19 protein-coding genes and 1 pseudogene are annotated in these 22,659 nt (G+C 60.3%); 10 read left to right on the top strand and 10 right to left on the bottom strand.

Going from position 1 to position 22,659, the window contains the following annotated elements; all coding sequences use genetic code 11:
- Positions 1-80: 80 nt before the first annotated feature.
- Positions 81-986, bottom strand: coding sequence for a LysR substrate-binding domain-containing protein (locus tag G5253_RS18685; RefSeq protein ID WP_421204004.1), 906 nt, complete (start codon positions 984-986; stop codon positions 81-83).
- A 102-nt stretch (positions 987-1,088) separates the two neighbouring features.
- On the opposite strand from G5253_RS18685, the gene G5253_RS18680 reads away from it, so the two are divergent.
- From G5253_RS18680 to G5253_RS18665, 4 genes are all read left to right on the top strand, one after another.
- Positions 1,089-2,081: a TDT family transporter gene (locus tag G5253_RS18680; RefSeq protein WP_158112510.1), complete on the top strand. Its 993-nt coding sequence runs from the start codon at positions 1,089-1,091 to the stop codon at positions 2,079-2,081.
- A 255-nt stretch (positions 2,082-2,336) separates the two neighbouring features.
- Positions 2,337-3,326 (top strand): lauroyl-Kdo(2)-lipid IV(A) myristoyltransferase, encoded by a 990-nt coding sequence (gene lpxM / locus G5253_RS18675; RefSeq protein ID WP_216953494.1) that lies wholly within the window; start codon positions 2,337-2,339, stop codon positions 3,324-3,326.
- 150 nt (positions 3,327-3,476) lie between these two features.
- Complete coding sequence (locus G5253_RS18670; RefSeq protein ID WP_216978871.1) at positions 3,477-4,472, top strand: lauroyl-Kdo(2)-lipid IV(A) myristoyltransferase; 996 nt, start codon at positions 3,477-3,479, stop codon at positions 4,470-4,472.
- A gap of 195 nt (positions 4,473-4,667) precedes the next feature.
- On the top strand, positions 4,668-5,528 hold the full coding sequence (locus G5253_RS18665) for a PA4780 family RIO1-like protein kinase (RefSeq protein WP_421204001.1): 861 nt from the start codon (positions 4,668-4,670) through the stop codon (positions 5,526-5,528).
- Between the two features lie 60 nt (positions 5,529-5,588).
- Here G5253_RS18665 and G5253_RS18660 read toward each other — a convergent pair.
- Positions 5,589-6,132: pseudogene (locus G5253_RS18660) on the bottom strand (GNAT family N-acetyltransferase).
- Positions 6,129-7,367 (bottom strand): GGDEF domain-containing protein, encoded by a 1,239-nt coding sequence (locus G5253_RS18655; RefSeq protein ID WP_421203999.1) that lies wholly within the window; start codon positions 7,365-7,367, stop codon positions 6,129-6,131. The pseudogene G5253_RS18660 and the gene G5253_RS18655 overlap by 4 nt, the downstream one beginning before the upstream one ends.
- Before the next feature lie 25 nt (positions 7,368-7,392).
- Between G5253_RS18655 and G5253_RS18650 the strand changes: the two genes are divergently transcribed.
- Entirely contained in the window at positions 7,393-7,518 is a 126-nt protein-coding gene (locus tag G5253_RS18650; RefSeq protein ID WP_421203998.1) for a hypothetical protein, read from the top strand.
- 112 nt (positions 7,519-7,630) lie between these two features.
- Here G5253_RS18650 and G5253_RS18645 read toward each other — a convergent pair whose 3' ends face one another.
- Positions 7,631-8,125, bottom strand: a complete 495-nt coding sequence (locus tag G5253_RS18645; RefSeq protein ID WP_421203996.1) for a prolyl-tRNA synthetase associated domain-containing protein — start codon at positions 8,123-8,125, stop codon at positions 7,631-7,633.
- 166 nt (positions 8,126-8,291) lie between these two features.
- Here G5253_RS18645 and G5253_RS18640 point away from each other — a divergent pair, with 166 nt between their 5' ends.
- Both G5253_RS18640 and G5253_RS18635 read left to right on the top strand, forming a co-directional pair.
- Positions 8,292-10,718 (top strand): DNA polymerase II, encoded by a 2,427-nt coding sequence (locus G5253_RS18640; RefSeq protein ID WP_421204009.1) that lies wholly within the window; start codon positions 8,292-8,294, stop codon positions 10,716-10,718.
- A gap of 74 nt (positions 10,719-10,792) precedes the next feature.
- A complete protein-coding gene (locus tag G5253_RS18635; RefSeq protein WP_421203994.1) occupies positions 10,793-11,056 on the top strand; it encodes a DinI family protein in 264 nt (87 codons plus the stop codon).
- A gap of 157 nt (positions 11,057-11,213) precedes the next feature.
- Here G5253_RS18635 and G5253_RS18630 read toward each other — a convergent pair whose 3' ends face one another.
- The 5 genes from G5253_RS18630 to dcuC form a co-directional block, all read right to left on the bottom strand.
- The gene (locus G5253_RS18630; protein ID WP_421203993.1) at positions 11,214-12,077 is read right to left on the bottom strand and encodes a DUF2927 domain-containing protein; all 864 of its coding nucleotides are present in this window, start codon (positions 12,075-12,077) and stop codon (positions 11,214-11,216) included.
- Positions 12,078-12,103: 26 nt separating this feature from the next.
- Positions 12,104-12,607 (bottom strand): M48 family metallopeptidase, encoded by a 504-nt coding sequence (locus G5253_RS18625; protein ID WP_204479405.1) that lies wholly within the window; start codon positions 12,605-12,607, stop codon positions 12,104-12,106.
- Positions 12,608-12,752: 145 nt separating this feature from the next.
- Positions 12,753-14,396 carry a hypothetical protein gene (locus tag G5253_RS18620; RefSeq protein ID WP_421203990.1) on the bottom strand — a complete coding sequence of 548 codons (1,644 nt, stop codon included), beginning with the start codon at positions 14,394-14,396 and terminating at the stop codon, positions 12,753-12,755.
- 189 nt (positions 14,397-14,585) lie between these two features.
- Entirely contained in the window at positions 14,586-16,232 is a 1,647-nt protein-coding gene (locus tag G5253_RS18615; RefSeq protein ID WP_266135701.1) for a bifunctional metallophosphatase/5'-nucleotidase, read from the bottom strand.
- 90 nt (positions 16,233-16,322) lie between these two features.
- Positions 16,323-17,675: an anaerobic C4-dicarboxylate transporter DcuC gene (dcuC, locus tag G5253_RS18610; protein ID WP_005336914.1), complete on the bottom strand. Its 1,353-nt coding sequence runs from the start codon at positions 17,673-17,675 to the stop codon at positions 16,323-16,325.
- 195 nt (positions 17,676-17,870) lie between these two features.
- Here dcuC and G5253_RS18605 point away from each other — a divergent pair, with 195 nt between their 5' ends.
- Together G5253_RS18605 and G5253_RS18600 are read left to right on the top strand one after the other, a co-directional pair.
- Entirely contained in the window at positions 17,871-18,335 is a 465-nt protein-coding gene (locus tag G5253_RS18605) for a hypothetical protein (protein ID WP_266135702.1), read from the top strand.
- A 183-nt stretch (positions 18,336-18,518) separates the two neighbouring features.
- Positions 18,519-19,115, top strand: coding sequence for a DUF922 domain-containing protein (locus G5253_RS18600; protein WP_266135703.1), 597 nt, complete (start codon positions 18,519-18,521; stop codon positions 19,113-19,115).
- Between the two features lie 95 nt (positions 19,116-19,210).
- On the opposite strand, the gene mnmC is transcribed toward G5253_RS18600, so the two are convergent.
- Positions 19,211-21,229: a bifunctional tRNA (5-methylaminomethyl-2-thiouridine)(34)-methyltransferase MnmD/FAD-dependent 5-carboxymethylaminomethyl-2-thiouridine(34) oxidoreductase MnmC gene (gene mnmC / locus G5253_RS18595; protein WP_266135704.1), complete on the bottom strand. Its 2,019-nt coding sequence runs from the start codon at positions 21,227-21,229 to the stop codon at positions 19,211-19,213.
- A 90-nt stretch (positions 21,230-21,319) separates the two neighbouring features.
- Here mnmC and fabB point away from each other — a divergent pair, with 90 nt between their 5' ends.
- Positions 21,320-22,531, top strand: coding sequence for a beta-ketoacyl-ACP synthase I (gene fabB / locus G5253_RS18590; protein ID WP_005336905.1), 1,212 nt, complete (start codon positions 21,320-21,322; stop codon positions 22,529-22,531).
- Positions 22,532-22,659 lie beyond the last annotated feature (128 nt).

Raw genomic sequence — 22,659 nt, 5'->3', positions numbered from 1 at the left:
CAAAGAGAGGGAGCCGTGGCTCCCTCTCTGCTTTTTCCGTTATTGGTGGGCGGACCAGCCAGCGGCGCTCCGATCGGGCGTTACTCTGCGCGGCTCACTTCGGCATTGTTCACCTGAGCCCGGCAGAAGTGGATAAAGTGGCGCAGGGAGGTGGAGTGGTACTTCTGCTTGTGCCAGATAAGGGAGAGCTGGCGCGGGAAGCGACGGGAGAGGGGCAGGGCGATCAGCCGCCCATCTGCCAGGCGATCCGAGGCTGCCAGCCGGGAGATAAAGGAGATGCCAAGCCCCTTCTCCACCGCCAGCATCACCGCCTCCAGGGTGTTGAGTTCAAGCCCTGGTTGCCAGCGGGGCAACTCGGGCTGGATCTGCTGGATAAATTGCTCGCGGCTGCCCGATTGTGCTTCACGCAATACCCAGATTTCGCCCCCCAGACGGGAGAGGGAGAGCTCCTTCTTGTTGGCAAGCGGGTGACCGGGTGGGGCCACCACCAGCATCTCGTCCTGCAGCCAGGGTTCGGCGAGCAGGTCGGGGTGGTGGTTCTCCCCCTCGATCAGTGCCATATCCAGCTCGAAGTTGGCCAACGCATGGCAGAGCAGGTGAGTGTTGTTGATGGTCACCTTGGGGGGGAGCCCCAGCTCCTGTTTGCTGCTGGCGAGCAGGGTGGGGAGCAGGTAGTTGCCGATGGTCTGGCTGGCACCAAGGCGCAGTTGGCCGCTCGGCTCGGCATCGGGGCTGAACAGGTTCTCGATATCCTGCATCCGTGTCAGCAGCTCTTCGGCGGCCGGTTGCAGCAGGCGCCCCTCGTTGTTGAGCTGCAATCTGGGGTGAATGCGGTCAAACAACGGGGTGGAGAGCTGGCGCTCCAGCTCCTGTAGCGACTGGGAGACGGCCCCCTTGCTCAGGCAGAGCTCGTTGGCGGCAAGGCCAAGGTTTCCATAACGGGCAATGGTGGCGAACACTTTCAGCTGCTGCAGGGTCAGTTTCATCGTGTTTGGTTTTCCTGAATGATTGATTTAATTCATTTAGATATCGTAAACGATAAGGGACCATTATCCTATCGCCATAGTCATCAATAGAAAGGTGTCATCATGATCGCAAGAACCCGTAAATCACTGGCTGCCGCCCCAACCCCCATGGCGGGTCTGGCGCTGGGCATCGCCAGCCTTGGTTGGTGTTGGGAAAATGCCGGTCACTTCGATGGCCGGATGCAACTGCTGGGTGCTGCCATTGCGGCCGTGCTGCTAGTGATCCTGACCTTCAAGTTTCTGCTTCACCCCCGCCTGCTGTTGCTGGATCTCGCTCACCCCGTGGTGGGCAGTGTGGTACCGACCTATGCCATGGGCACCATGGTGGTCTCCAAAGCGCTCGGTATGATTGCGCCGCAAGCGGGCGAGGCCCTCTGGCTGTTTGCCGTGGCGGTTCATCTGCTGTTCCTGGCCACCTTTATCTGGCATCGCGCCAAAGAGTTTGAAATCCACCACATGGTGCCGAGCTGGTTCGTGCCGCCGGTGGGGATCATCGTGGCTGACGTCGCCTTCCCGGGTGGTCAGTTTGCCCCGCTGGCCAACGGTCTGCTCTGGTTCGGGATCATCTGCTACGGCTTGATGCTGCCGCTGATGCTCTACCGCCTGATCTTCAGCCATGAAGTGCCGGATGCCGCCAAACCGACCATTGCCATTCTGGCTGCCCCTGCCAGCCTCTCTCTGGCCGGTTACCTGACTGTCAGTCAGGAGCCGTCACTGCTGCTGGTGGCCGTGCTGTTGGGGATCGCCATCCTGATGACCGGCATCATCTATCTGGCCTTCATCAAACTGCTGCGTCTGCCCTTCTCGCCGGGTTATGCCGCCTTCACCTTCCCGCTGGTGATCGGTGCCACCGCTCTGTTCAAAGTGGCTCATCTGGTTGAAGGGTTTGCGCAAGGGAGTCACTACGTCGAGCAGATCAGACTGCTGGCTCACTTCGAGCTGGGGGTGGCTACCGTGATCGTCGGGTATGTGGCACTGCGTTACCTGATGTTTTTTCTGCCGCAGCGTAATACCGAAATGAATAACGGCATGGCTCGCCAAGGGGCTCACCGATAAACCTTGATGATGTGACATCGGGAAATGGATAAGCAGTGCGCTCCGAGAGCGACGGGATAAACGACCAGTCATACGATGGATGGACAAAGAGCCTCCACCCTGGTTGTGTAACGAGCAAAATGCCCCGCAGTGCGGGGCATTTTTTTATGGTTTTTTGATGTGGCGCCAGTGGCGGGCTATTTGACATGGATTTAACTGGTATTACCTGTCAGGACGACTACAATGCAGCACCACTTTTTCGCTCGACCCCGATACATGTCGTCCCAAGATCCCGTATTTGACTCCTCTTTTGAAGCCCGTTTTCTGCATCCCCGCTACTGGTTCAGCTGGCTGGCGCTCGGTGTGCTGATGCTGCTGGCCTTTGTGCCGGTGCGATTGCGCGACCGTTTGGCCGAAGCCTTGGCACCGCTGGTGTTTCGTATCTCGAAAAAACAGATCTATATCGCCAGAACCAATCTGGAGATCTGCTTCCCGGACAAGAGCCCGGAAGAGCGGGATGCCATTGCACTGACCTCGATCCGGGTCGGCCTCAAGAGTCTGTTGGGATTTGGCGAGTTCACCATGCGCAGTCAGCGTTATCTGATGAGCCGGATGCAGGTGATCGGTTGGGAGCATATCGAGGCGGAGCGGGCTGCCGGTCGTCCGGTGATCCTGGTGGTGCCCCATACCTGGCCGGTGGATGCCGCCGGTTACTGCTTCACCCAGCGCGGGGTGCCCATGTGCACCATGATGAAACGGGCACGCAATCCGGTGTTTGACTGGCACCTCAACCGTGCACGGGCCAAAAACGGTTGCCGCGTTTACGAGCGCAGCGCCGGGATCAAGGCGGTGATCAGAACCATCAAGAGTGGTCGCAGCTTCTTCTACCTGCCGGATCAGGATCACGGTCGCGAGAAGAGCATCTTTGCTCCCTTCTTCGGCCACCCCAAGGCGACCCTGCCAGCCTTGCCCCGTCTGGTTCAGGTCAGCGGCGCCAAGGCGGTGCCGCTGCTCGCCTGCTATGACGAAGCGAACCACTGTTACCGGCTTGAGATAGATGCCCCGTTTGACAACTATCCCACCGAGGATGTGATGGCCGATACCTGTCGGATGAACGATATGGTGCAACAGCAGCTGACGCGCCATCCGGGCCAGTACATGTGGTTCCTCAAGATCTTCGATACCCGTGAAGATCAGGAGGGGCCGGATGGCCTCTACGAGGCGGGGATCCAGCGGATCCGCAAGGGATTGTCGCCCCACGGCTGACCCTGAATTAAGATTGATTGAAATGGCCCCAGGTGGGCCATTTTTTATGATAACTAGTCTGATCTGTGCCTTGCAGGTCGATAGCAAGCCTCCTCAGGGTAGAAAAAAATGTCAGGATAATTACAATAACCGCTTGTTTTTGATGACTTGATGGTCGCCATGTCTGCGTTAGATCCGGTATTTGATACCTCATTTCATAGCCGCCTGCTGCATCCCAAATGGTGGGGCAGCTGGTTCGCACTGGGCCTGCTCTCCCTGCTGGCATTTACTCCTGCGAGGTTGCGGGATCGCTTTGCCGATCTGGTCTCACCGACCCTGCTGCGTTTTTCGAAAAAGCAGGCCTATATTGCCGATACCAACCTCAAGATCTGCTTTCCAACGCTGGATGCCGCCGCACGTCAGGCGCTGCTGCTCAAATCGATCCGGGTCGGGCTCAAGACCTTTATGGGCTTTGGCGAGCTCAGTTGGCGCAGCAAGGCGCGCCTGACCCGCCGCGTCAAGGTGAGCGGCTGGGAGCATGTGCAAGCGGAGCAAGCTGCGGGCCGTCCGGTGATCCTGGTGGTGCCTCATACCTGGGCGGTCGACATGATTGGCCGCTACTTCTCCATGATGGGCATCGAGATGTGCACCATGATGAAGAGCCCGAAAGATCAGGTTTTTGACTGGTACATCAACCGCGAGCGGGCCAAAGGGGGCAAGGTCTATGAGCGCAGTGTCGGTATCAAGCCGGCGATCAAGTCGATCCGCGCTGGCGCCAGTTTTTTTTATCTGCCGGATCAGGATCACGGCCGTGAGGCGAGCGTGTTTGTTCCCTTCTTCGGTCGTCCCAAAGCAACCCTGCCAGCGTTGCCCAAGCTGGTGAAACTGACTGGTGCCAGAGCCGTGCCCATCTTCGCCAGCTATGACGAGGATGAGGGATGCTATCTGCTGGAGATCGAGCCGCCGTTTGACCCTTATCCCACCGCCGATCTGCTGGCAGACGTCAACGCCATGAACCGGGTGGTGGAGATGCAGGTTGCCCGCCATCCCGAGCAGTACATGTGGTTTCTCAAGATCTTTGAAACCCTGGAGCATCAGGAGGGGGATGACGGACTCTATGAAGCGGGGATCCAGCGTATTCGTCAGGGCTTGCCGCCCGAACCTTGAAAATTGGCCCGCATGCGGGCCAATTTTGTTGGCAGAGGAGCCTTTCGTATTTGGTCTGTTGCGGGTGGTTTTTAAGGCGAACGGGTGGACAAAAACAGCGCAAACAGAGGATAACAGGGTGTCTTATGACAGGGAGAGGCAAGTGAGCGTGCGCGGAGCTATCTTCGAGAGCGGAAATAGGGTAAAAGGGCGGCCATGAAAATTCCAAATCGAATCCAACCCCTGGTGGATGACGGCCTGGTCGATGACGTCATCAGCCGGCTGATGAGCGGCAAAGAGGCCGACGTCTATGTGGTGCGCTGCGGCGACGAGATCCGCTGCGCCAAAGTCTATAAAGAAGCGTCCAAGCGCAGCTTCAAGCAGGCCGTGGTCTATCAGGAAGGCCGCAAGGTGCGCGGCAGTCGCGATGCTCGCGCCATGGAGAAGGGCTCCAAGTACGGCCGCAAACAGCATGAAGAGGTGTGGCAGAACACCGAGGTCGACGCCCTGTTCAAGCTGGCGGCGGCCGGTGTACGGGTGCCGCAGCCCTATGTCTGCCTCGATGGCGTCCTCTTGATGGAACTTATCACCGATGAGGATGGCAATGTCGCGCCGCGCCTCAACGATGTGGCGCTTACCCCCGAGCAGGCGGTCATCGACCATGCCAAGGTGATCCGTTACGTGGTGAGGATGCTCTGCGCCGGTCTTATCCACGGCGATCTCTCCGAGTTCAATGTGCTGGTGGATGAACAGGGCCCCGTCATTATCGACCTGCCCCAGGTGGTGGATGCCGCCGCCAACAACCAGGCCAAGGCGATGCTGGAGCGGGACGTCAACAACATGCGCAACTACTACGGCATGTATGCCCCCGAGCTGCTCAAGACCCGCTACGCCCGGGAGATGTGGGCCCTGTATGAAGATGGCAAACTGACCCCCGACAGCGAGTTGACCGGTCACTTTGAAGAGAGTCGCGCCGCCATCGATCTCGATTCGGTGCTGCAGGAGATTGAGAGCGCCGAGGAGGAGGCCTATGCCCGTCAGGCCCGGATGAAGGCGGAGCAGGAAGACAGCTACTAACGGTCTTGCCATGTTCGCAAAAAGAGCGCCTTCTGGGCGCTCTTTTTATTTCTGCTGCGGCTATGGTCGGCTGGGGCTGGGGCTGGGGCAGGGGGCTAGCTGATACATCTCCAGCCAGTTGCGATCCCCCGGATGGAAGTGCCGCCCCAGCAACACGCCACCGGCGGCCGTAATGACCTTGCGGGAAGCCAGATTATCTTCGCCGCAGCTGATCAGCACCGGCGCTGCCAGCACCTGTTGTTGTACCCAGCGCAGCAGCACGGTCGCAGCCCCTTCGCCACGGCGAGAGGGGCGAGTTTCGTAACCGATATGACCCACCCTACGTCTGCGTCACGGTTGCCTCATTGTCACCGTGACGCAGACGTAGGGTGGTGATGATCTCCTCGCCATCGAGGGCAAAATAGGTGGTGGTCGGCAGGTATTCACTGGGCAAGTTGCACCCTTCTGCGTGATCCAGCAGGCTCTGTAGCCAGCCGTCCGGGTCAAATTGCGCCACCTGATAGAGCGGCTGTACGTCTTTGGCGCATTCGGTTACATAGCGACGGTAAGCCGGGGCATCTGTCAGCCTGGCCGGTCGGCACTGCAGAGCGAGCACTGCGCTCACGACAGGAGCGCGCAGGGCGGCAGTGGTTGCGGCTCGTTGTGGTGGAGCTCCTGCACGCAGGTCCGTTGCCTTCCAGCCTGTTTGGCGGCGTAAAGAGCCTGATCTGCTCGCAGGTAGGCCGCTTCAAACCCCTCGTCAGGGGGCAGCGAGGTGAGGCCGATGCTGAGGCTGATGGGGCCACCGGCCAGCGCCCGAGTCGCCTCGGCGATCTGCTGTTGCAGGCTGTGGCAGTAGTCGGGCAGGGTCTGCGGGTCCGCCATCAGCAGCAGGGCCAGCTCATCGCCGCCAAGCCGACCGGCCATGCCCTCAGAAGGCAGGGTATTGGTGATCACCCGACCCACGGCCCGCAGCATGGCATCACCGGCGGGGTGGCCGTGGCGGTCGTTGATCTGCTTGAAGTTGTCCAGATCGATCAGCAGCAGCTGGCTAGAGCTTGTCACCTCGCGGGCACGCAGGGCCACCTGGCGTTCGAAATAGTGGCGGCTGAACAGGCCGGTCAGCTCATCCTGATTGGCACGCCGCTCCAGCTTGCGCTGGGTGGCCAGCAGGGCTTGCTGTTGGCGGGTGTGGACCAGGCTCAGCAGCAGATAACTGCGGGCGATGGTAAATAGCAGGCTGAGCAGGATCACAGGCCCGAGCAGCGGGTCGGTGAAGGAGTTGGCCGCCAGCTCCGGCTGCCAGAGGTGTTTGGCGATCCGCAGTAGTTGCAACAGCAGTTGCAGGCCAAGCAGCAGAATGGCAAAGCGCAGCACCCGATAGACAGGGGCCAGCCGCTGGTAGCGCCAGAGCTGCCAGATAAGCAGTGCAATCTGCAGCGAGAGCACGCCGGAGAGCACGATGATCCGGCTGTGCACATCAAAGAGGGGTTGCTGCAGGGCGGTCAGGGCAAACAGGACGAAACCGCCGAGGGTAACGGTGGGCAGCAGCCAGCCCAGTTGGTCGGCTTCACGGCGAAAGAAGTGGCGCATCCCCCGTTCATAGAGCAGGGCGGTCGACATCAACAGCAGGTTGGTGCAGAGAATATTGGCAAGGGATGCATTTCCCTCAAGGGGGCGCAGCAGCAGGCAGCAAAAAGCCCCTGCGATCACCAGTTCCCCCGCTGACCAGTAGATCAATGCCCTGATCTGGCGATGGGTGTGCCACATAGCGGCGAAAATGGTGGCGACCCCCACATGTGACAGCGTGACGAACAGTACCAGACTCAACAACTGGGCTGAGGAAAACAGACTTGGCATCAAGGGGCTCTCTGGGAAGTCACCTGTGAACGAACAGGCGATGGGGTATCGCCCGCTGGCAGTGGCCGATCACAACATGAATCCAACCTATTATCAATTGGTTAAATGGCTGAATATGCTTACCTCCGACTTCTTGCACGATGGCAACTGATGACTCGATTTATCAGAGCTCAAGGGGGTATTTTATTGTCTTGTCAGTCAATTGTGCTGCGTGAACGGTGGTTGTGTTGGCGGCAGGGTGAACCCAACCGCCAGACGTTGTGTTAATCGCAGGTTGTAGCAGGCAAGCGCATGACGGTGGCTTCCCGGCCCAGATGGGTCAGCAGACGGCGCACGTCGTCGAGGCGGATGATCAGGGTAGCGGTGTTGACCAGCGGATGGCACTGCATCTGCTCGGCTTGCCAGATGGCCTCGTCCACCACCAGCTCTACCGCATTTTCCCTGTCGCGCACCATGGCGAGCAGGGTCACCGAGCCCGGGGTAAGGCCGAGCACCGCATCGAGCCGCTCGGGGGAACCAAAACTCAGCCGCTTGACGCCAAGGGCGGTTGCCAGCGCCTTGAGATCGACCCGCCTCTCCTCCGGTGTTACCACCAGAAACAGCCGCTCGCTTTTCGGGTCGCGCAAAAAGAGGTTCTTGGTCTTGGCGGCGGGCAGGTCGGGCAGCAGCCTGCTCGCTTCCTCACAGGTAAACACCGGAGGATGGTCAAAGCGCTGGTAGGGGATAGCCAGCTGATCCAGCAGGGAATAGATTGCCACAAAGACTCCTTTCGTCGGCGAAGAGTGGTCAGAACGGGATGGGCGGGAATAACGACCGGATCGAGCTTACCAGTTTGACTCCCGCCTCGCAGCCTGCGTGACGATTGCGAGCAGGTACTGTATGAACGTACAATTGTCCCATTCTCGGACAGCCCCTTTACGCTTCATGACTGCAACCCAGCCCACCGTACCCGCCACTCCGCCCCTCGACGGTTTTATCCTGACACGCCACGGTCGGGACGTGCGCGGTCGCAACGGGCTGCCTGCAACCACCGAAATCGTGATGTGGCTCTGGAGCGCGCAGGGGCCGGTGCGAGTGGTGGTGCCGGGGCAGGAGCCGGTGTTCTTTTTGCCACAGAGCCACATGGCAGAAGCCGCCGAGTTGTTCAAAGGGGCCGGGGTGAGTGGGCGGTTTCGCCGCCTGCCGATGCACACCTTCGACGGTCGCCCCGTGGTGGGCTGCTATTTCGCTACCCTGAGCGCCTTTCACCGCGCCATCGAGCTGCTGCTCATTCGTGGGCTGGAGCACTTCGAGGCGGATATCCGGCTGCCAGAGCGCTTCCTGATGGAGCGTTTCATCACCGCTGGTGTGCGCTTCGATGGCCGGGCGGTGAAAAAGGGCGGCAAGCAGGGCTACTGGGAGGTGAACGAGGCACGCTGCGCGCCGCAGGCGGTGACGCCAACCCTCTCCTGGGTATCGCTGGACGTGGAGTGTGCCATGGACGGGGCCCTCTTCTCGGTGGGGCTCTACAGCGAAGAGGATGCACGGGTCATCATGATCGGCACCCCGGAAGCGGATGCCGAGAGCTGGGGCACTCAGGTCCAGTGGGTAGAGGACGAGAGCGCCCTGCTGAGTGCGCTGGAGAACTGGTTCAGCCTGCATGACCCCGACCTGGTGATTGGTTGGAACGTGGTCAATTTTGACTTTCGCCTGCTGCTACGCCGCGCCGAGCTTAACAAGCGGCGGCTGCGGCTCGGGCGGGGGCGCGAGCTCTGCTTCTGGCGCTCGTCACGGGGCGATCCCCAAACCGGCAACGTCATTATCCCTGGGCGCATGGTGCTCGATGGCATCGATACCCTGAAAAGCGCCACCTGGCAGTTTGCCAGCTACAGCCTGGATGCGGTGGCGAGCGAACTGCTTGGCCGTGGCAAGGATATCGAGGACGTGGCCAATCGGGGGGAGAAGATCACCGAGCTGTTCCACTCCGACAAGGAGGCGCTGGCCCGCTACAACCTGGAAGATTGCAAGCTGGTGTGGGAGATCTTTGACTACTGCCACCTCATCCCTTTTGCCATTGAACGCGCCTCCCTCACCGGCCTTGAGCTGGACAGGGTGGGGGGCTCGGTGGCGGCCTTTACCAACCTCTATCTGCCGCGGCTCCATCGTGGCGGCTACGTGGCCCCCAATCTGCCGGCCGACGGGGGGCTCGCAAGCCCCGGCGGCTATGTGATGGACTCCAAACCCGGTCTCTATCGCCACGTGCTGGTGCTCGATTTCAAGAGCCTCTACCCCAGCATCATCCGCACCTTCTGCATCGACCCCATGGGACTTATCGAGGGGCTGCAGCATCCCGAGCACGCTATTCCGGGCTTTCGCGGCGCCATGTTCTCCCGCGAGCGGCACTTCTTGCCGGAGCTCATCGCTACCTTGTGGGCGGCGCGGGATCGGGCCAAGGCCGCCAGCAACAAGGCGCTCTCCCAGGCCATCAAGATCATCATGAACTCTTTCTACGGCGTGCTGGGGTCGGGGGGCTGCCGTTTCTATGATCCGCGCCTTGCCTCATCTATCACCCTGCGTGGCCACAGCATCATGCAGCAGACCCGCGAGTGGATTGAGGCGAAGGGGTTCGAGGTGATCTATGGCGATACCGACTCCACTTTCGTTCATCTGGGGCGCGAGACCAGCCCCGATGAGGCGGACGAGATCGGCCAGCGACTGGCGCAAATGATCAACGATAACTGGGCTGCACTGATCAGGCGCGAGTTCGATCTGCCGAGCTATCTGGAGATCCAGTACGAGACCCACTACCGCCGCTTTCTGATGCCCACCATCCGCGGCTTGGAGAAGGGCAGCAAGAAGCGCTATGCGGGGCTGGTTGGCAAGGCCAGCGAGGGGAGTGAACAGCTGGTGTTCAAGGGGCTCGAATCGGTGCGTACCGACTGGACCATGCTGGCCAAGCAATTCCAGACCCGCCTCTATGAGCTGGTGTTTCACGATGAAGATCCCAGCGGCTATGTGCGCACCATGGTGGATGAGACTCGCGCCGGTCGTCACGACGATCTGCTCATCTACCGCAAACGGCTGCGCCAGAAGCTCGAAGAGTATCAGAAGAATGTGCCGCCCCATGTGCGGGCGGCGCGGCTGGCCGATGAGGAGAACCTGCGCCGCGGTCTGCCCCAGCGCTATCAGCATCGGGGCGCCATCGCCTATCTGATGACCCTCAATGGCCCAGAGCCGCTGGAGTACCGGCGCAGCGCCATCGATTACGAACACTATATCGACAAGCAGTTGCGGCCCATTGCCGACGCCATCCTCCCCTTTATCGGCGAGTCGTTCGACCGGATCTGCGGTCAGCAGCTGGATCTTTTCTGATTGGTGCAAGTTGGCACTTTACTTCCCATGAATACTGGATAAAAATACAGTTATAAATCATGGAGAAGTTTCCTATGCGTCTTGAAATCATCATCGACAGAAAACATCAGATCCCGACCTCGACCATGGAGGCGCTGCGTCAGGCGCTGCGTCAGGAGCTGCTCAAGCAGCTTGGCGAAAAATTCCCCGACATCCATGTGCGGGTCGCGCCGGGCAGTGCCATGGCTCTGACCGTCAGCCGTGCCAGCAAGGAAGACAAAGAGCTGGCCGAAGCCATGGTGCAGGAGGTGTGGGAGAACGCCGACAGCTGGATGCCGGAAGAGAACGTAGCCTCCTGATCCCGCACGGTCAATGGATAACTCGGGCGGTGGATAAATGGGTAGCTGAAAAACGGGCATGCCCGCTAACGATTCGCAGAGCCCCGGACAACAAAAAACGCAGCCAGGTGGCTGCGTTTTTTGTGGGTGGTTTCTGGCTCTGGTTGAGCCAGGCCCGTTACAACCCCGCCCAGCTTTTCAGGCTCTGCTGCTGCACCCGGCGATTGGCTTCGCGGATCTCCCCTTTGGCGCGCAGATCCTTGATTGCGAGCGGCAGTGCGGCGCGGATCTCGTCACTGCTCATTCCGGCTTTGAGGGCCGGGTGATAGGCTATCTTGAGCAGCACATAGTCCAGCCCGGTCAAAAAGCTGTCGATGCTGTTGTCATTGAAGATGGAGGGAAACACCTTGTCCGAGTCGTTGGGCAGCCCCAGCACCTGGGTGAACTCCTCCACCACGCAGTCGAGAAAACGCCCCTTGGCCCGGCTGTAGTCTACCGGAATGATGATGGTGGCACGGCTGATCTCGTGTTGGGCATTGGTTGCGAAGTTGGCAAGGCAGAGCCCCTCCTTGAGCGCCATATTGACCGATGGATCGCCCCCCATGGTGCGGTTGGCCCAGCTCTTCATCTTGCTGTAGTCGGTCATGATCAGGGTCAGATTGGGCTTTGCGGTCACCATGCTGATGGGGTGGCCGGTGATGCGGGCCAGATGGGCCGCCTGTACCTTCACCACGTCGGCCTGTAGCGGCTTGTCACCCGACTCGTTGACAAGCAGCAGCCGGATCGGCTGCTGCCAGCGGGCAAAGCGGGTCTGCCTGGCTTCGCCATACTCCCGCTCCATGGCGATGGCCATAAAGCTCTCGGTGAGATAGCTGTCGCTCTGCCAGCGCTCATCGGCCCGGGTGCTTTGGCCCGCGAGCAGAAGCAGCAGGGCCAGCAGCCCGCGTGACGTGAAGCGGGGATGGGCTGCGCGGCCCAAGCTGGCCATTACCACAGTGGCAATAAGGCGCGTAGCACTCATGGGGGGTGCGGCAAATGACATGTTTCCTCCCTGAAACGGTTGTCGGCCTAGCGGTTGGCCTTGTCGATATCGCGCCAGGTGAGCCAGAGCCTGAGATCAAACTCCAGTTGATGATAGTCCGGCTCCATGTGCTGGCAGAGCTGGTAGAAGCTCTTGTTGTGATCCTTCTCCTTGATATGGGCCAGCTCGTGCACCACGATCATTTTCAGGAACGGGGACGGCGCCTCCTTGAACAGGGCGGCGATGCGGATCTCGTTCTTGGCCTTGAGCTTGCTGCCCTGCACCCGGCTGACGTAGGTGTGCAGGCCGAGGGCATCCTTGATCACGTTGATCTTGCCATCGAACACCACCTTTGACAGGGGCGCCGAGCTCTTGAGGTAGCGGTTCTTCAGCTCCATGGTGTAGGCGAGCAGCGCCTTGTCGCTCTGGATCTGGTGGCTCTCCGGATAGCGTTTGGCCAGCATCTCCCCCAGCTTGCCTGCCGCAATCAGCTGCTGTACCTGTGCCTTGAGGGGGTCGGGATAGCCGCCCAGATAAGTCAGTTCCGCCATGGTGTCACTCGTTACATCAAAAAGAGCGTCATTGTAGTTATCTCGGGCGGGCTTGCCTACTGCGGGCCGCTGCTGCAAGGGGGCTCTGGCGCAAGAAAAAGGGCGGCCATTGCAACAATGGCCGCCCTGCGGGGCGTATTGACGATCAGCGTCGGCGATAGAGACCCGGATCCACCTCTTCATAGTGGCTGGTCAGGTATTGATAGAAGGCGAGATGGGAAGGGGTGCTCGGCTTTTTCAGCTCCTCGCTCACCCGATCCGGCTTGGCGATGATGAACTTCGGATTCTGGCGCTGGATATCGGCCAGCACCCGCTCGCGCACGTCATAGGGCGGATTGACGTTGGCAAAGAAGAGGTAGGCGGAAGCCGGCTGGCGATCGGTCCAGAGATAATATTGCGGCTGGATGCCATCGACCCAGATCTTGTCGCTCGGGCTGGTCTCGGCCTTGATGCGATCGACCCGCACCTGCGCCGCCGGATTGAAGGGGCGACCCTTGAGGGTTCCTTCCCAGGCGTTGTTGATCATCAGCAGCAGCATGGCCAGCGTTGCGAGCCAGGGGGTGGCACTGCGCACATCCCAGGCGCGCCAGAGGGGGATGAGGATCAGCACAGGCAGCGCCCACAGCAGGCTGGTGCCGAGCACCTCGTTGACCCGTTCGAGGGACCACTCCTTGGTGCTCCAGCCAAAGGCGAGCTGCTGGGCCAGCAGCCAGCTGGCGGTGAGTACCACCAGCGAGATGCAGAGCAGGCCGATCGCATCAGCCTGCTGTTCGCTGCGATCCAGCAATACCGCCAGCGGTAGCACCGCCAGTTGCAGATAGAGCACGTCATAGTGATCGAACACATGGCCGGAGACCGAGTTGGCGATCAGGGTGAACAGCACCCCAAACAGGGTCGCCAGCAGGGCGGGCAGATACCACTCCTGACGGCGGCTCAGCATCAGAATGATGAAGGCGGGCAGCAGCATCACAAGGCCTGTGCGCAGCAGGCCGACGGCACCCACCATAGGGGAGAAGCCATTGCCGTAGCTCCCCTCGAAGAAGATGTCGAAGGCGTAGTATTTGAAGGTCGCCAGCAGATCATGTTGCTGGAAGTAGGCGTAAAGCGGGCCGCCAATCAGCGCCAACCCCAGCAGGCTGGAGATGAGCAGCAAGATGGCATCACGCCACTTCTCGTGCAGACACCAGTGGCAGAACAGCACCAGATACCAGGCCCCCCAGAAGGCGCCGTTGTTGGTGCGCATCCAGGCGACGATGGCGAAGGTGAAGGCCGCCACCAGCGCGGGCCACCAGCGAAATCCCTTGTCCAGCAGCAGGGTGATGAAGGCCCACTGGGCGATCAGGGCGAGGTGGAAGGTCCAGTCCTCGGTCATGTTGCCGTAGTAGTAACGGGTGCCGTAGAGAGCCAGCACCGCCAGCATGGCGCCGAGACGCGCCTTGAACGAGAGTCCGAGCTGGGCAAAGGCCTGCCAGCTGGCCAGCAGTCCAAGCCAGCAGAGCACCCACTCCAGCGCCCAGATCCCGACAAATCCCCCCATTCGATAACCCAGCGCGTCGAGGGCGAAGATCATCGGCCCCTTGATGTCGATCATGTCGCGATAGAGCACGCCCCCTTCGCTCCACATCTTGCCCATCACCGCGAACAGCGAGGCATCAAAGCCCGGCGCCATGGCGTGGAAGAGCGGGTTGCGCAGACAGAAGAGCAGCGCCAGCAAGGCGGTCAGCAGCACAATGGCTGGCTTGATACCCGGGTTGACGCGAGGGGGAGTGAAACGGATGGAGTGATTCATGAAGTCGCCTGTTCCTGCAGCTGGTCTTGAAAGCGGGCCTATCTTGCCGAGCTAGTGAGTGCGATGCAATGGGGCGGGCCCGTGTGGGGCAAATATTCTCGAAAAAGCCTGGTTCTTGCAGGGAACCGGGCGCTGGCTGCGGCAATATTGGCCGTCAGGGGGATGTGGCAAAGCCATTCCCCCTCTGCATCAATGGATGTACTCAAGCAGGGGCGGCTGCGCTTCCAGTGTCGGCAGGTGACGGGCCCAGCGGATAAAGGCGTCGGCCAGGGTGATGCCGAGCTCCTGATTGTGCTGGGTCAGGGTCCGCGCCAGTGCGGTGTAGCCCTCCTTGCCGGAGGCGGTATAGGCGCTCGACACTCCGCGATAGACCTGTTCGGCATTGACCGCTTGCCACTGGCCGGGGGCGGCTTCCCACTCCAGTCGGGTGATGCGCTGACCCTTGGGCCGATCGGCCTGGTAGGTGAATCGCACCCCTGCGGTGTAGGGGAAGCTGCCGTTGCCATTGCCGACCACGCCGTTGTTGGTGGCATTGTCGATGGCATTTTCCAGCGCTTCCGCCAACTCGTGACCGTGCACCCGATAGAGGGTGAGGGGAATGGCAAACGGCAGCAGGCGACCGGCGATATCCGCTTCGCTCAGGGGGCCCGGCTCCAGCGAGCAGCGCACGCCGCCAGCATTGTGCAGGGCAAAGTCCACCTCGCCTACCTGTTCACGGGCGGCGGTCAGCATGGCGCGGGCCACCAGCGGGGCGAGTTGGCTGCCGTGGGGCAGGGTGGCATCCGGCAGCCGCTGATGGTGCAGTGGCGCTGCCAGTCGGGTGACGATGCGCTGGCTCATGGTCTCGATCTCTGGCCGATAGCGTTTGGCCAGATGTTGTTCCAGTTGTGGATCCGGCTCGCAGAAGGTGAGCCCGGCGGGTGGCGTGGAGGCGAACGGCCAGGGTTGCCAGGGGAGCCACTCCAGCTGCCCCTCACTTTGTACGACGCGGCCCGCCTCATCGAAGGTGAGCTCGCAGACACCGAGGCAGAGGGCGCTGTGGCCAGCATGCAAAATAGCCACCCCGTTGTTCATCAGCGGATAACTGCCTTCGCTTGGCAGACCCAGCGGCGCGAGATCGCCGAGCAGGCTGTGGGTGTGGCCGCCGATGATGAGACTGAGCTCGGGGAAGCGTTCGGCCAGCAGCTTGTCCTGATCCAGCCCGAGGTGGCTCAGCAGCACGATATGCTGGATCCCTTCGCGCTTGATCTCCTGCAACACCCTGGTGAGGGTGTCGGCGACCGCGTGGAAACGGGTGTGGGGATCCGGGTTGGCGATGGCAGCCATCTGGGCGAGGGTGATGCCGAGCAGTGCAAAGGGAACCCCGTCGATCACCCGGCGATGCCAGGGCTGATGGGCGTCGTAGAGGTGGGGAATATCCCACAGCCCCAGCGGCGTGTCGGCTGGCTCCTGACTGTTGTCCAGATTGGCGGCCAGCACCGGAAAATCGAGCTGGCGCAAGAACTCCACCAGCGGGCCGTTGCCCAGATCGAACTCGTGGTTGCCAAGTACCATGGCATCGGGGGCCAGCATGGCGAGCAGGTCGGCGTTGGCGCGCCCTTTGAAGCGGTTGAAATAGAGCGAACCCTGAAAGGAGTCGCCACCGTGCAGAAATAGAAAACGCTGGCCGGCTGCTGCGGCTTTGGCACGCAGTTGGGTCAGTCGGGTCAGGATCCGGGCATAACCGCCGCACTGGGTGCGCCACTGGCCTTCACCGACAGGGGAGAAGCTCATGGGCGCGCCATCGAAGTGGGAGTGGCAATCACTGAAATGGGCAAGTTGAACCGTAATACTCATCTCGGTCCTCCTTAGGGGAAAATGAGCACCGAGTCTACTGCAAAGGAGGGGGAGGATACCAGCCCGGCAGGGTGCCGGGCTGGTCAGCGATCAGGCGGGTACCATGATCTGGGTGGCGACGATCACCACCAGCAGGCCGACGGCGACCGGCATACTGGTGCGCTTGACCACCTCGAACGGCGAGAGCTTGCCCATCCCCGCACAGGCGACCACCACCCCGGAGACCGGAGAAATGGTGCGACCCAGGTTGGAGGCTTGCAGCATCGGGATCACCAGATAGGCCGGGTTGATGCCAAGGCTGCTGGCCAGGTTGGGGATCAACTCCACGAAGGCGTAGAAGGGGGCATTACCCGAACCGGTGGTGAAGGCGGCCAGGGTGGTGATCACCACCAGTGACAGCATCATGATCAGGCCGCCGGAACCGAGATCCTGCGCGTGAGCAAGCAGGGTGTCGATAAAGCCGATGGTCATCAGACCCTGGGCGAAGACGCCAGCACCGACCAGCAGCATGACCACACCGGCAAAGGCATCAGCCATGTTGCGCCAGCAGACCTGCAGACCGTCCAGCAGCTCCTTGCCATTTCGGATCCGCACGAGCTCCAGCAGGCTGGCCAGCACCATGCACATGACGATGATGGTGACGATATCCAGCTGCGGACCCCATTTGCCGTCAAATACCAGCACCCCGATGATGGGGGTAAAGGGCAGGATGGCGTAGAAGGCAGGCGCAGTCGTCACCAGGTCACCCGGGGCGACCGGCTCGTTGTGCTCACCGGATTTTTGATCAAGGTAGCGCTGCCAGAAGAAGTGGGTCACCGCCATACAGGCGATCGCCACCAGCGAGATGGGCAGGGTCAGCTTGAAGGCAAAGTCCAGCAGCGGCATGTTGGCGGCCTGGGCGGCCATCACCACGTCCCCTGAGGTCGGTGCCAGAATAATGGCGGCTGGCGAGGCGCACACGGCTGCAGCCGCGCCACGGGAGATCCCCATGTTGACCATCAGCGGAAACAGGGTTGCCATCAACAGCACGCCGAGGCCGGTAGCGGAGCTGACCGCCAGCGACATGGCGCAGGCCACCAGATAGGCAGCCACCAGCAGAATATAGGGGGACTTGATGATGCCAAGCGGTTTGCTGGCCAGCTTGACCAGAATGGTGTTGGCGCCGATATGGCTCATGTAGCCGGCGAAGCCGCACAGCACCATGATCAGCATCCCCAGTCCACCGCCACGGTCATTGAGCAGGAAGCGGACGTATTCGAAGATATCGGTTGCGATATAGCCGGTGCTGACCACTTTGCTCGGCAGTACCGGCTTGCCCATCATGGCGGTGATGACCAGCAGCAGCAAGCCGCCGCTCAGCAGCACCCCGGTCGCGGAGTATCCTTTGAAAATGGCACGGCCCACCACCAGGGTGACCAGGGTGCCAACAATGAGTTCCAGCATATGTTGCCTTCTGATTGGATGAGAGTGGAAGGAGTCTATTCCGATAGGGGTAGAGTGGCGACTGGAAACAGGATGTTGTGTGAGCTAAATCAACGTTTAACCCCATGAACAGAATTAAAGAAAGGTAAAGGTACTTTACCCAGCGGGTTTGGCTACCTACCCTTGCCAGCCTTGGTTGTCTTTTGAGGCTTTTATATGGTAATTGGTGATTTTTCAGGCATTAAACGCTCTATTTTCCTGCTCGCGATGCTATTTTCACCTACTTGCGTGTTTGCGGTAACCAATGACGGTTTTCATCAAACCGGTCCTCATCAGGCGGTCGCCATGCGGCGTCTCATGGCTCCTCACTCTTACGGCGTACTGGTGGTTGCCGAGGGGAACAGACCCCGTTTTGCCGCGCTGGCATCCAAAACCACCGAAGCAAACTGCCTGCCCCGTCATGCCATCCGGGTAGATGGGGTCGCGTTGCTGGTCACCCCGAGATTTTATGCCAAAGAGGGAAAACGGGGACTTTGCGAGCTGTGGCTCAATGAGGGGGCAGATCAGGACTTTTTTGCCAACCGTCTTAAAAATGATCATTTCATTCAGATAGATGGTCATGACATCAATGTGAAAAACTATCACCTCGACTGGCAGCGCATCAGTCGTCCTGCTCAATAAAAATACAGTTTCATCCTTGTGCCATACTTTGCTCACGCAACCTGTGAGCTTGCTCTGATTTCTGGGCTCATCATTGTATTGCGCCGCCTCTTGGTCACACATAGGCTATACCCGTCATCTGTGTGGCGGTGGGTTTCACCAAGGTTGGTACTCCGCCCGTGCAATCAAGGAAGGTAGTCTGGCATGGTCAGCAAGGTTTATGGAGTAGTGGGGAGCGTGCTATTGCTGTTGCCCCTGATGAGTCAGGCTCAGCCGAGCCGGCCGCAAGTGGTGCCAGAGTCCCGCATCAATGTCCGTTTTTATGAGGTCAATGCAACCAGTCCGGAGCAGCTTGCCCGGGCGATTGCCCAGAGTGCTCCCAAGGTGAATGGCAAGCCCGTACTCGGCAAGGCGAGTTATCAGGTGGACTGGCAGCTGGATACCGAGCAGTTGCCGGGTCGCTGCCAGCTCAACCGGGTGACGGTGACCACCAACGCCACTGTGTTGCTGCCCCGCTGGCGTCAGAGCGCGAACAGTAACGATCCTGCCCGCCAGCGCTGGGGGCGGCTGCTCTCCAGCATGTTTGACTACGAATCCCGCTTCAAGGAGATGGTGCTGCAAGGGGCCAATCAGGTGGGGGGCGCCATTGCGGGATTACCCGGTCATGCAGATTGCCAGGCGCTGCGCTATGCCGCGTGGGCTGCGGGCAGTGGCGAGCTGAACAAGGTCAAGGGACGGCTCGACGGATTCCAGCGGCAGACAGGTTACGGCGAACAGCTTGGGGTGCACTGGCCCAAGTGATCTCTATCTCAAGACGTAATATCCGGCATCGCACGATTTGATAAACAGAATGGCCGCCTGATGGGCGGCCATTCTATTTGTTTGCAGAGTCCGGTTCAGACCAGCGCTTTGCCCTTGAGCAGCTTGCGTACCCAGTAACGGGCAGGGTGGAGCGCTTCCAGCAGATCGGCGGCCAGCGGCAGGGGATCGCCGCAGATCTCGCTGGCGAGCAGCTCACCACAGAGCGGCGCCGAGCAGAGACCCCGAGAGCCGAGCGCCCCCAGCACATAGAGGCCGGGGTGAAGGGGGAGCGGCTGGGCGTTGTGCTGATCATGCTGCAGCTGCGCATAGTGATCCGCCAGACCTTGCAATCTGGCCACTGGCCCCACCACCGGAAGGTGATCCCGACTGGCACAACGCACCCCTACGCGCGCCTCGTTGCGACTCACATCCACCTCGGCGGGCCAGGTTTGCTCCGGCAGGCAGGCTTGCAACCGCACCTGATTCTGGATTTGCTCCTCGGCACGAAACTCAAGGCTGCTCTGGTTGCGGCCATAACTGGCGCCGATGCAGTGTTGATCGTTGTGCATTGGCGTGAGGTAGCCATCGTAGCAGAGCACGGTCTTGAGCTGACGCAAGCTGGCCGTGGTCGGCACATGGCTCACCTGACCGCGCACCGGATAGAGGGGCAGCTCGGCAAAGGGGAGCAATGCTGGCAATTGGTGACCGGCAGCGACCACCAGATTGGGGGCCTGCCAGTGGCGGCCATCCTGGCTTTCTACTTGCCAGCCATCGGCCTGCTCGGCAATGGCGCTTACTTGGGTGTGGTACTCCACCTGCAGCAGACCACTGGCTTGTGCTTCTTTGATTGCAGCGCGGGTGAGATCCGCAGGGCAGAGCCAGCCCCCCAGCGGGTAACTGACGCCGCTGTGGCCGCAGGGCAGGCCAACCACCTGCTCTACCTCTGCTGTAGAGAGGGGATGCATTAGTTCGGACGGGAAGGGGCCCTGACTCATCTTGGCCAGCTTGGCTGCCGATTTGTCGTCATAACCGAGCTGGGTTACCCCGCACAGTGCAAAAGCGATGGGATGACGCTCGGCCAACGCCAGCAGCCGTTGGTGGGCATAGCCAAAAGCGAGCGAATAGAAGCGTGACAGTGCATCGTGCTCGCCGTTAAGCAGGGGATAGAGGGCACCCTGGCGGTTGCCCGAGGCGCCGGTGGCCGGTTCGCCATCTGCACACAGCAACGTCACCTTGCGACTCCGCTCCACCAGAGAGAGCGCCGTCATGGCCGAGGCGATGCCGCCGCCGATGATCACCACCTCGCCAGCGCGTCCGGCAGGACGGGCATACCAGGGGGCGATGGTCTGCTGCGGCTGCTTGTCGGTGCGATCCCCCACCAGCATCTCCCGCTTGCTACCGTGGCCCTTCACTTTCTTCATGGCAAAACCGGCGGCAATCAGGCCGCGACGGACAAAACCGGCACAGGTAAAGGTGGCGATGGAGCAATCGGGACGGGCGAGGCGAGCGAGAGCATCAAACAGCTCCTGTGTCCACATCTCCGGGTTTTTGGCCGGGGAGAAACCATCCAGATACCAGGCATCCACCAGACCTTCTGCTTGGTGAGGCACCTGCGGCAGCATATCCTTGATATCGCCAAACCAGAGATCGAGGCGAATGCGGCCACCCGCAAAATGCAGGCGGTGGCAACCGGAAACCGGCAGCGGCCATTGGGCGATAAGATCCTGACTCAAGTGGCCAAGTTCAGGCCAGGCGGCCAATGCCTTGCGCAGATCGTCTTGGGTCAGGGGGTATTTCTCGAAACTGATGAAGTGCAGACGGGAGCCGTTGCCGGATTGAGGCGCCTGTTCCAGGAAGGCTTGCATTGTCGCCAGAAAGTTAAGGCCTGTGCCGAAACCTGTTTCACCTATCACGAAACTGTCACTATCGTGGTGCGAAAATCGCGCAGGTAGCCGGTTTTTCTGCAAAAAGACGTAGCGGGTTTCACCTAGACCGTTATCATTGGAAAAGTACACATCCCCGAAGTCACTGGAGACAGGAGTTCCCGCTTCATTCCAGTCCAATCGGGCATGATGTAAGGATGTTTGACTCACGTTTTCCTCGGCTCGCGTCACAAAATCGCGGGCATTCTACGTGAAAGCAGACCAGTTTGGCAGCCGAAAGCGGGTAGACTTGGCGCCAGTTTTTCCAGACGAGATGAATTAATGAGAAGAGCAGTGATCACCGGTATCGGCGTCATCTCCAGTATCGGCAACAACAAGGAAGAAGTGCTGGCCTCCCTGAAAGCAGGTAAATCCGGCATCACCTATTCCGAGCAGTTCGAGCAGCACAACCTGCGCAGCCGTGTCTGGGGTAACATCAAACTCGATCCGTCTGAACTGATCGACCGTAAAGTCATGCGTTTCATGGGCGACGCTGCGGCCTACGCCTACCTCTCCATGCAGCAGGCCATTGAAGATGCCGGTCTGGCGGAAGATCAGGTCTCCAACGAGCGTACCGGCCTGGTGGTCGGTTCAGGTGGTGCCTCCGGCAAGAACACCTCGGAATCTGTGGATATCGCCCGCGAGAAAGGGGTCAAGCGTGTGGGCCCTTACATGGTGCCGCGCACCATGTCTTCCACCACCTCTGCTTGCCTGGCGACCCCGTTCCAGATCAAGGGTGTCAACTACTCCATCAGCTCCGCCTGCGCCACCTCTGCGCACTGCATCGGTCACGCACTTGAGCTGATCCAGCTTGGCAAACAGGATGTGGTCTTCGCTGGTGGTGGTGAAGAGCTGGACTGGTCCTCTACCATCCAGTTTGACGCCATGGGTGCCCTCTCCACCAAGTACAACGACACGCCGGAAAAAGCGTCCCGTACCTATGATGCGAACCGCGACGGTTTCGTTATCTCCGGTGGCGGCGGCATTCTGGTGATCGAAGAGCTGGAACATGCGCTGGCCCGTGGTGCTCACATCTATGCCGAGCTGACCGGTTACGGTGCTACCTCCGATGGCTATGACATGGTCGCGCCGAGCGGTGAAGGTGCGGTGCGTTGCATGAAGATGGCGATGCAGGGTGTAGGCAAGGTCGATTACATCAACACTCACGGCACCTCCACTCCGGTGGGTGATACCAAAGAGCTGGAAGCTATCCAGACTCTGTTTGGCGCCAACGGTCCCAAGATCTCTGCCACCAAGGCGATGACCGGTCATGCGCTGGGCGCTGCGGGCGTGCACGAGGCTGTCTACTCCCTGCTGATGATGGAACACGGCTTTATTGCCCCCAGCATCAACATCGAGACTCTGGACGAGAAGGCCGAAGGTCTGCCCATCGTGCGTGAGTACGAAGCGGCCGAACTCAACACTGTCATGTCCAACAGCTTCGGCTTTGGCGGTACCAACGCCTCTCTGGTGTTCAGCAAGTTCAAAGCTTGATCATCCGGTTGATATGAAAAAAGCGCCTCAGGGCGCTTTTTTTGTCTTCGGTGTCCCGTCCTGAATATGGTTTACACCTTTCCTCCCAATAAATGGAGAACCCGATGGGACAAGGTGTGAAACGGACA

The sequence above is a fragment of the Aeromonas sp. 602658 genome (genome assembly GCF_049173005.1).
Taxonomy (GTDB): Bacteria; Pseudomonadota; Gammaproteobacteria; order Enterobacterales; family Aeromonadaceae; genus Aeromonas; species Aeromonas veronii_A.
Note: the sequence above shows the minus strand (reverse complement) of the source record. Positions and strands in the feature narration are given on the sequence as shown.

Excerpts from the sequence above, each read along its gene's own strand:
- G5253_RS18635 (WP_421203994.1), top strand. The coding sequence starts at position 10,793 with ATGCGTCTTGAAATCATCATCGACAGAAAACATCAGATCCCGACCTCG.
- G5253_RS18625 (WP_204479405.1), bottom strand. The coding sequence starts at position 12,607 with ATGGCGGAACTGACTTATCTGGGCGGCTATCCCGACCCCCTCAAGGCA.
- fabB (WP_005336905.1), top strand. The coding sequence starts at position 21,320 with ATGAGAAGAGCAGTGATCACCGGTATCGGCGTCATCTCCAGTATCGGC.
- dcuC (WP_005336914.1), bottom strand. The coding sequence starts at position 17,675 with ATGCTGGAACTCATTGTTGGCACCCTGGTCACCCTGGTGGTGGGCCGT.
- G5253_RS18615 (WP_266135701.1), bottom strand. The coding sequence starts at position 16,232 with ATGAGTATTACGGTTCAACTTGCCCATTTCAGTGATTGCCACTCCCAC.
- G5253_RS18600 (WP_266135703.1), top strand. The coding sequence starts at position 18,519 with ATGGTCAGCAAGGTTTATGGAGTAGTGGGGAGCGTGCTATTGCTGTTG.
- lpxM (WP_216953494.1), top strand. The coding sequence starts at position 2,337 with ATGTCGTCCCAAGATCCCGTATTTGACTCCTCTTTTGAAGCCCGTTTT.
- G5253_RS18670 (WP_216978871.1), top strand. The coding sequence starts at position 3,477 with ATGGTCGCCATGTCTGCGTTAGATCCGGTATTTGATACCTCATTTCAT.
- G5253_RS18685 (WP_421204004.1), bottom strand. The coding sequence starts at position 986 with ATGAAACTGACCCTGCAGCAGCTGAAAGTGTTCGCCACCATTGCCCGT.
- G5253_RS18620 (WP_421203990.1), bottom strand. The coding sequence starts at position 14,396 with ATGAATCACTCCATCCGTTTCACTCCCCCTCGCGTCAACCCGGGTATC.
- G5253_RS18665 (WP_421204001.1), top strand. The coding sequence starts at position 4,668 with ATGAAAATTCCAAATCGAATCCAACCCCTGGTGGATGACGGCCTGGTC.
- G5253_RS18655 (WP_421203999.1), bottom strand. The coding sequence starts at position 7,367 with ATGCCAAGTCTGTTTTCCTCAGCCCAGTTGTTGAGTCTGGTACTGTTC.
- G5253_RS18680 (WP_158112510.1), top strand. The coding sequence starts at position 1,089 with ATGATCGCAAGAACCCGTAAATCACTGGCTGCCGCCCCAACCCCCATG.
- G5253_RS18630 (WP_421203993.1), bottom strand. The coding sequence starts at position 12,077 with ATGTCATTTGCCGCACCCCCCATGAGTGCTACGCGCCTTATTGCCACT.
- G5253_RS18605 (WP_266135702.1), top strand. The coding sequence starts at position 17,871 with ATGGTAATTGGTGATTTTTCAGGCATTAAACGCTCTATTTTCCTGCTC.
- G5253_RS18640 (WP_421204009.1), top strand. The coding sequence starts at position 8,292 with ATGACTGCAACCCAGCCCACCGTACCCGCCACTCCGCCCCTCGACGGT.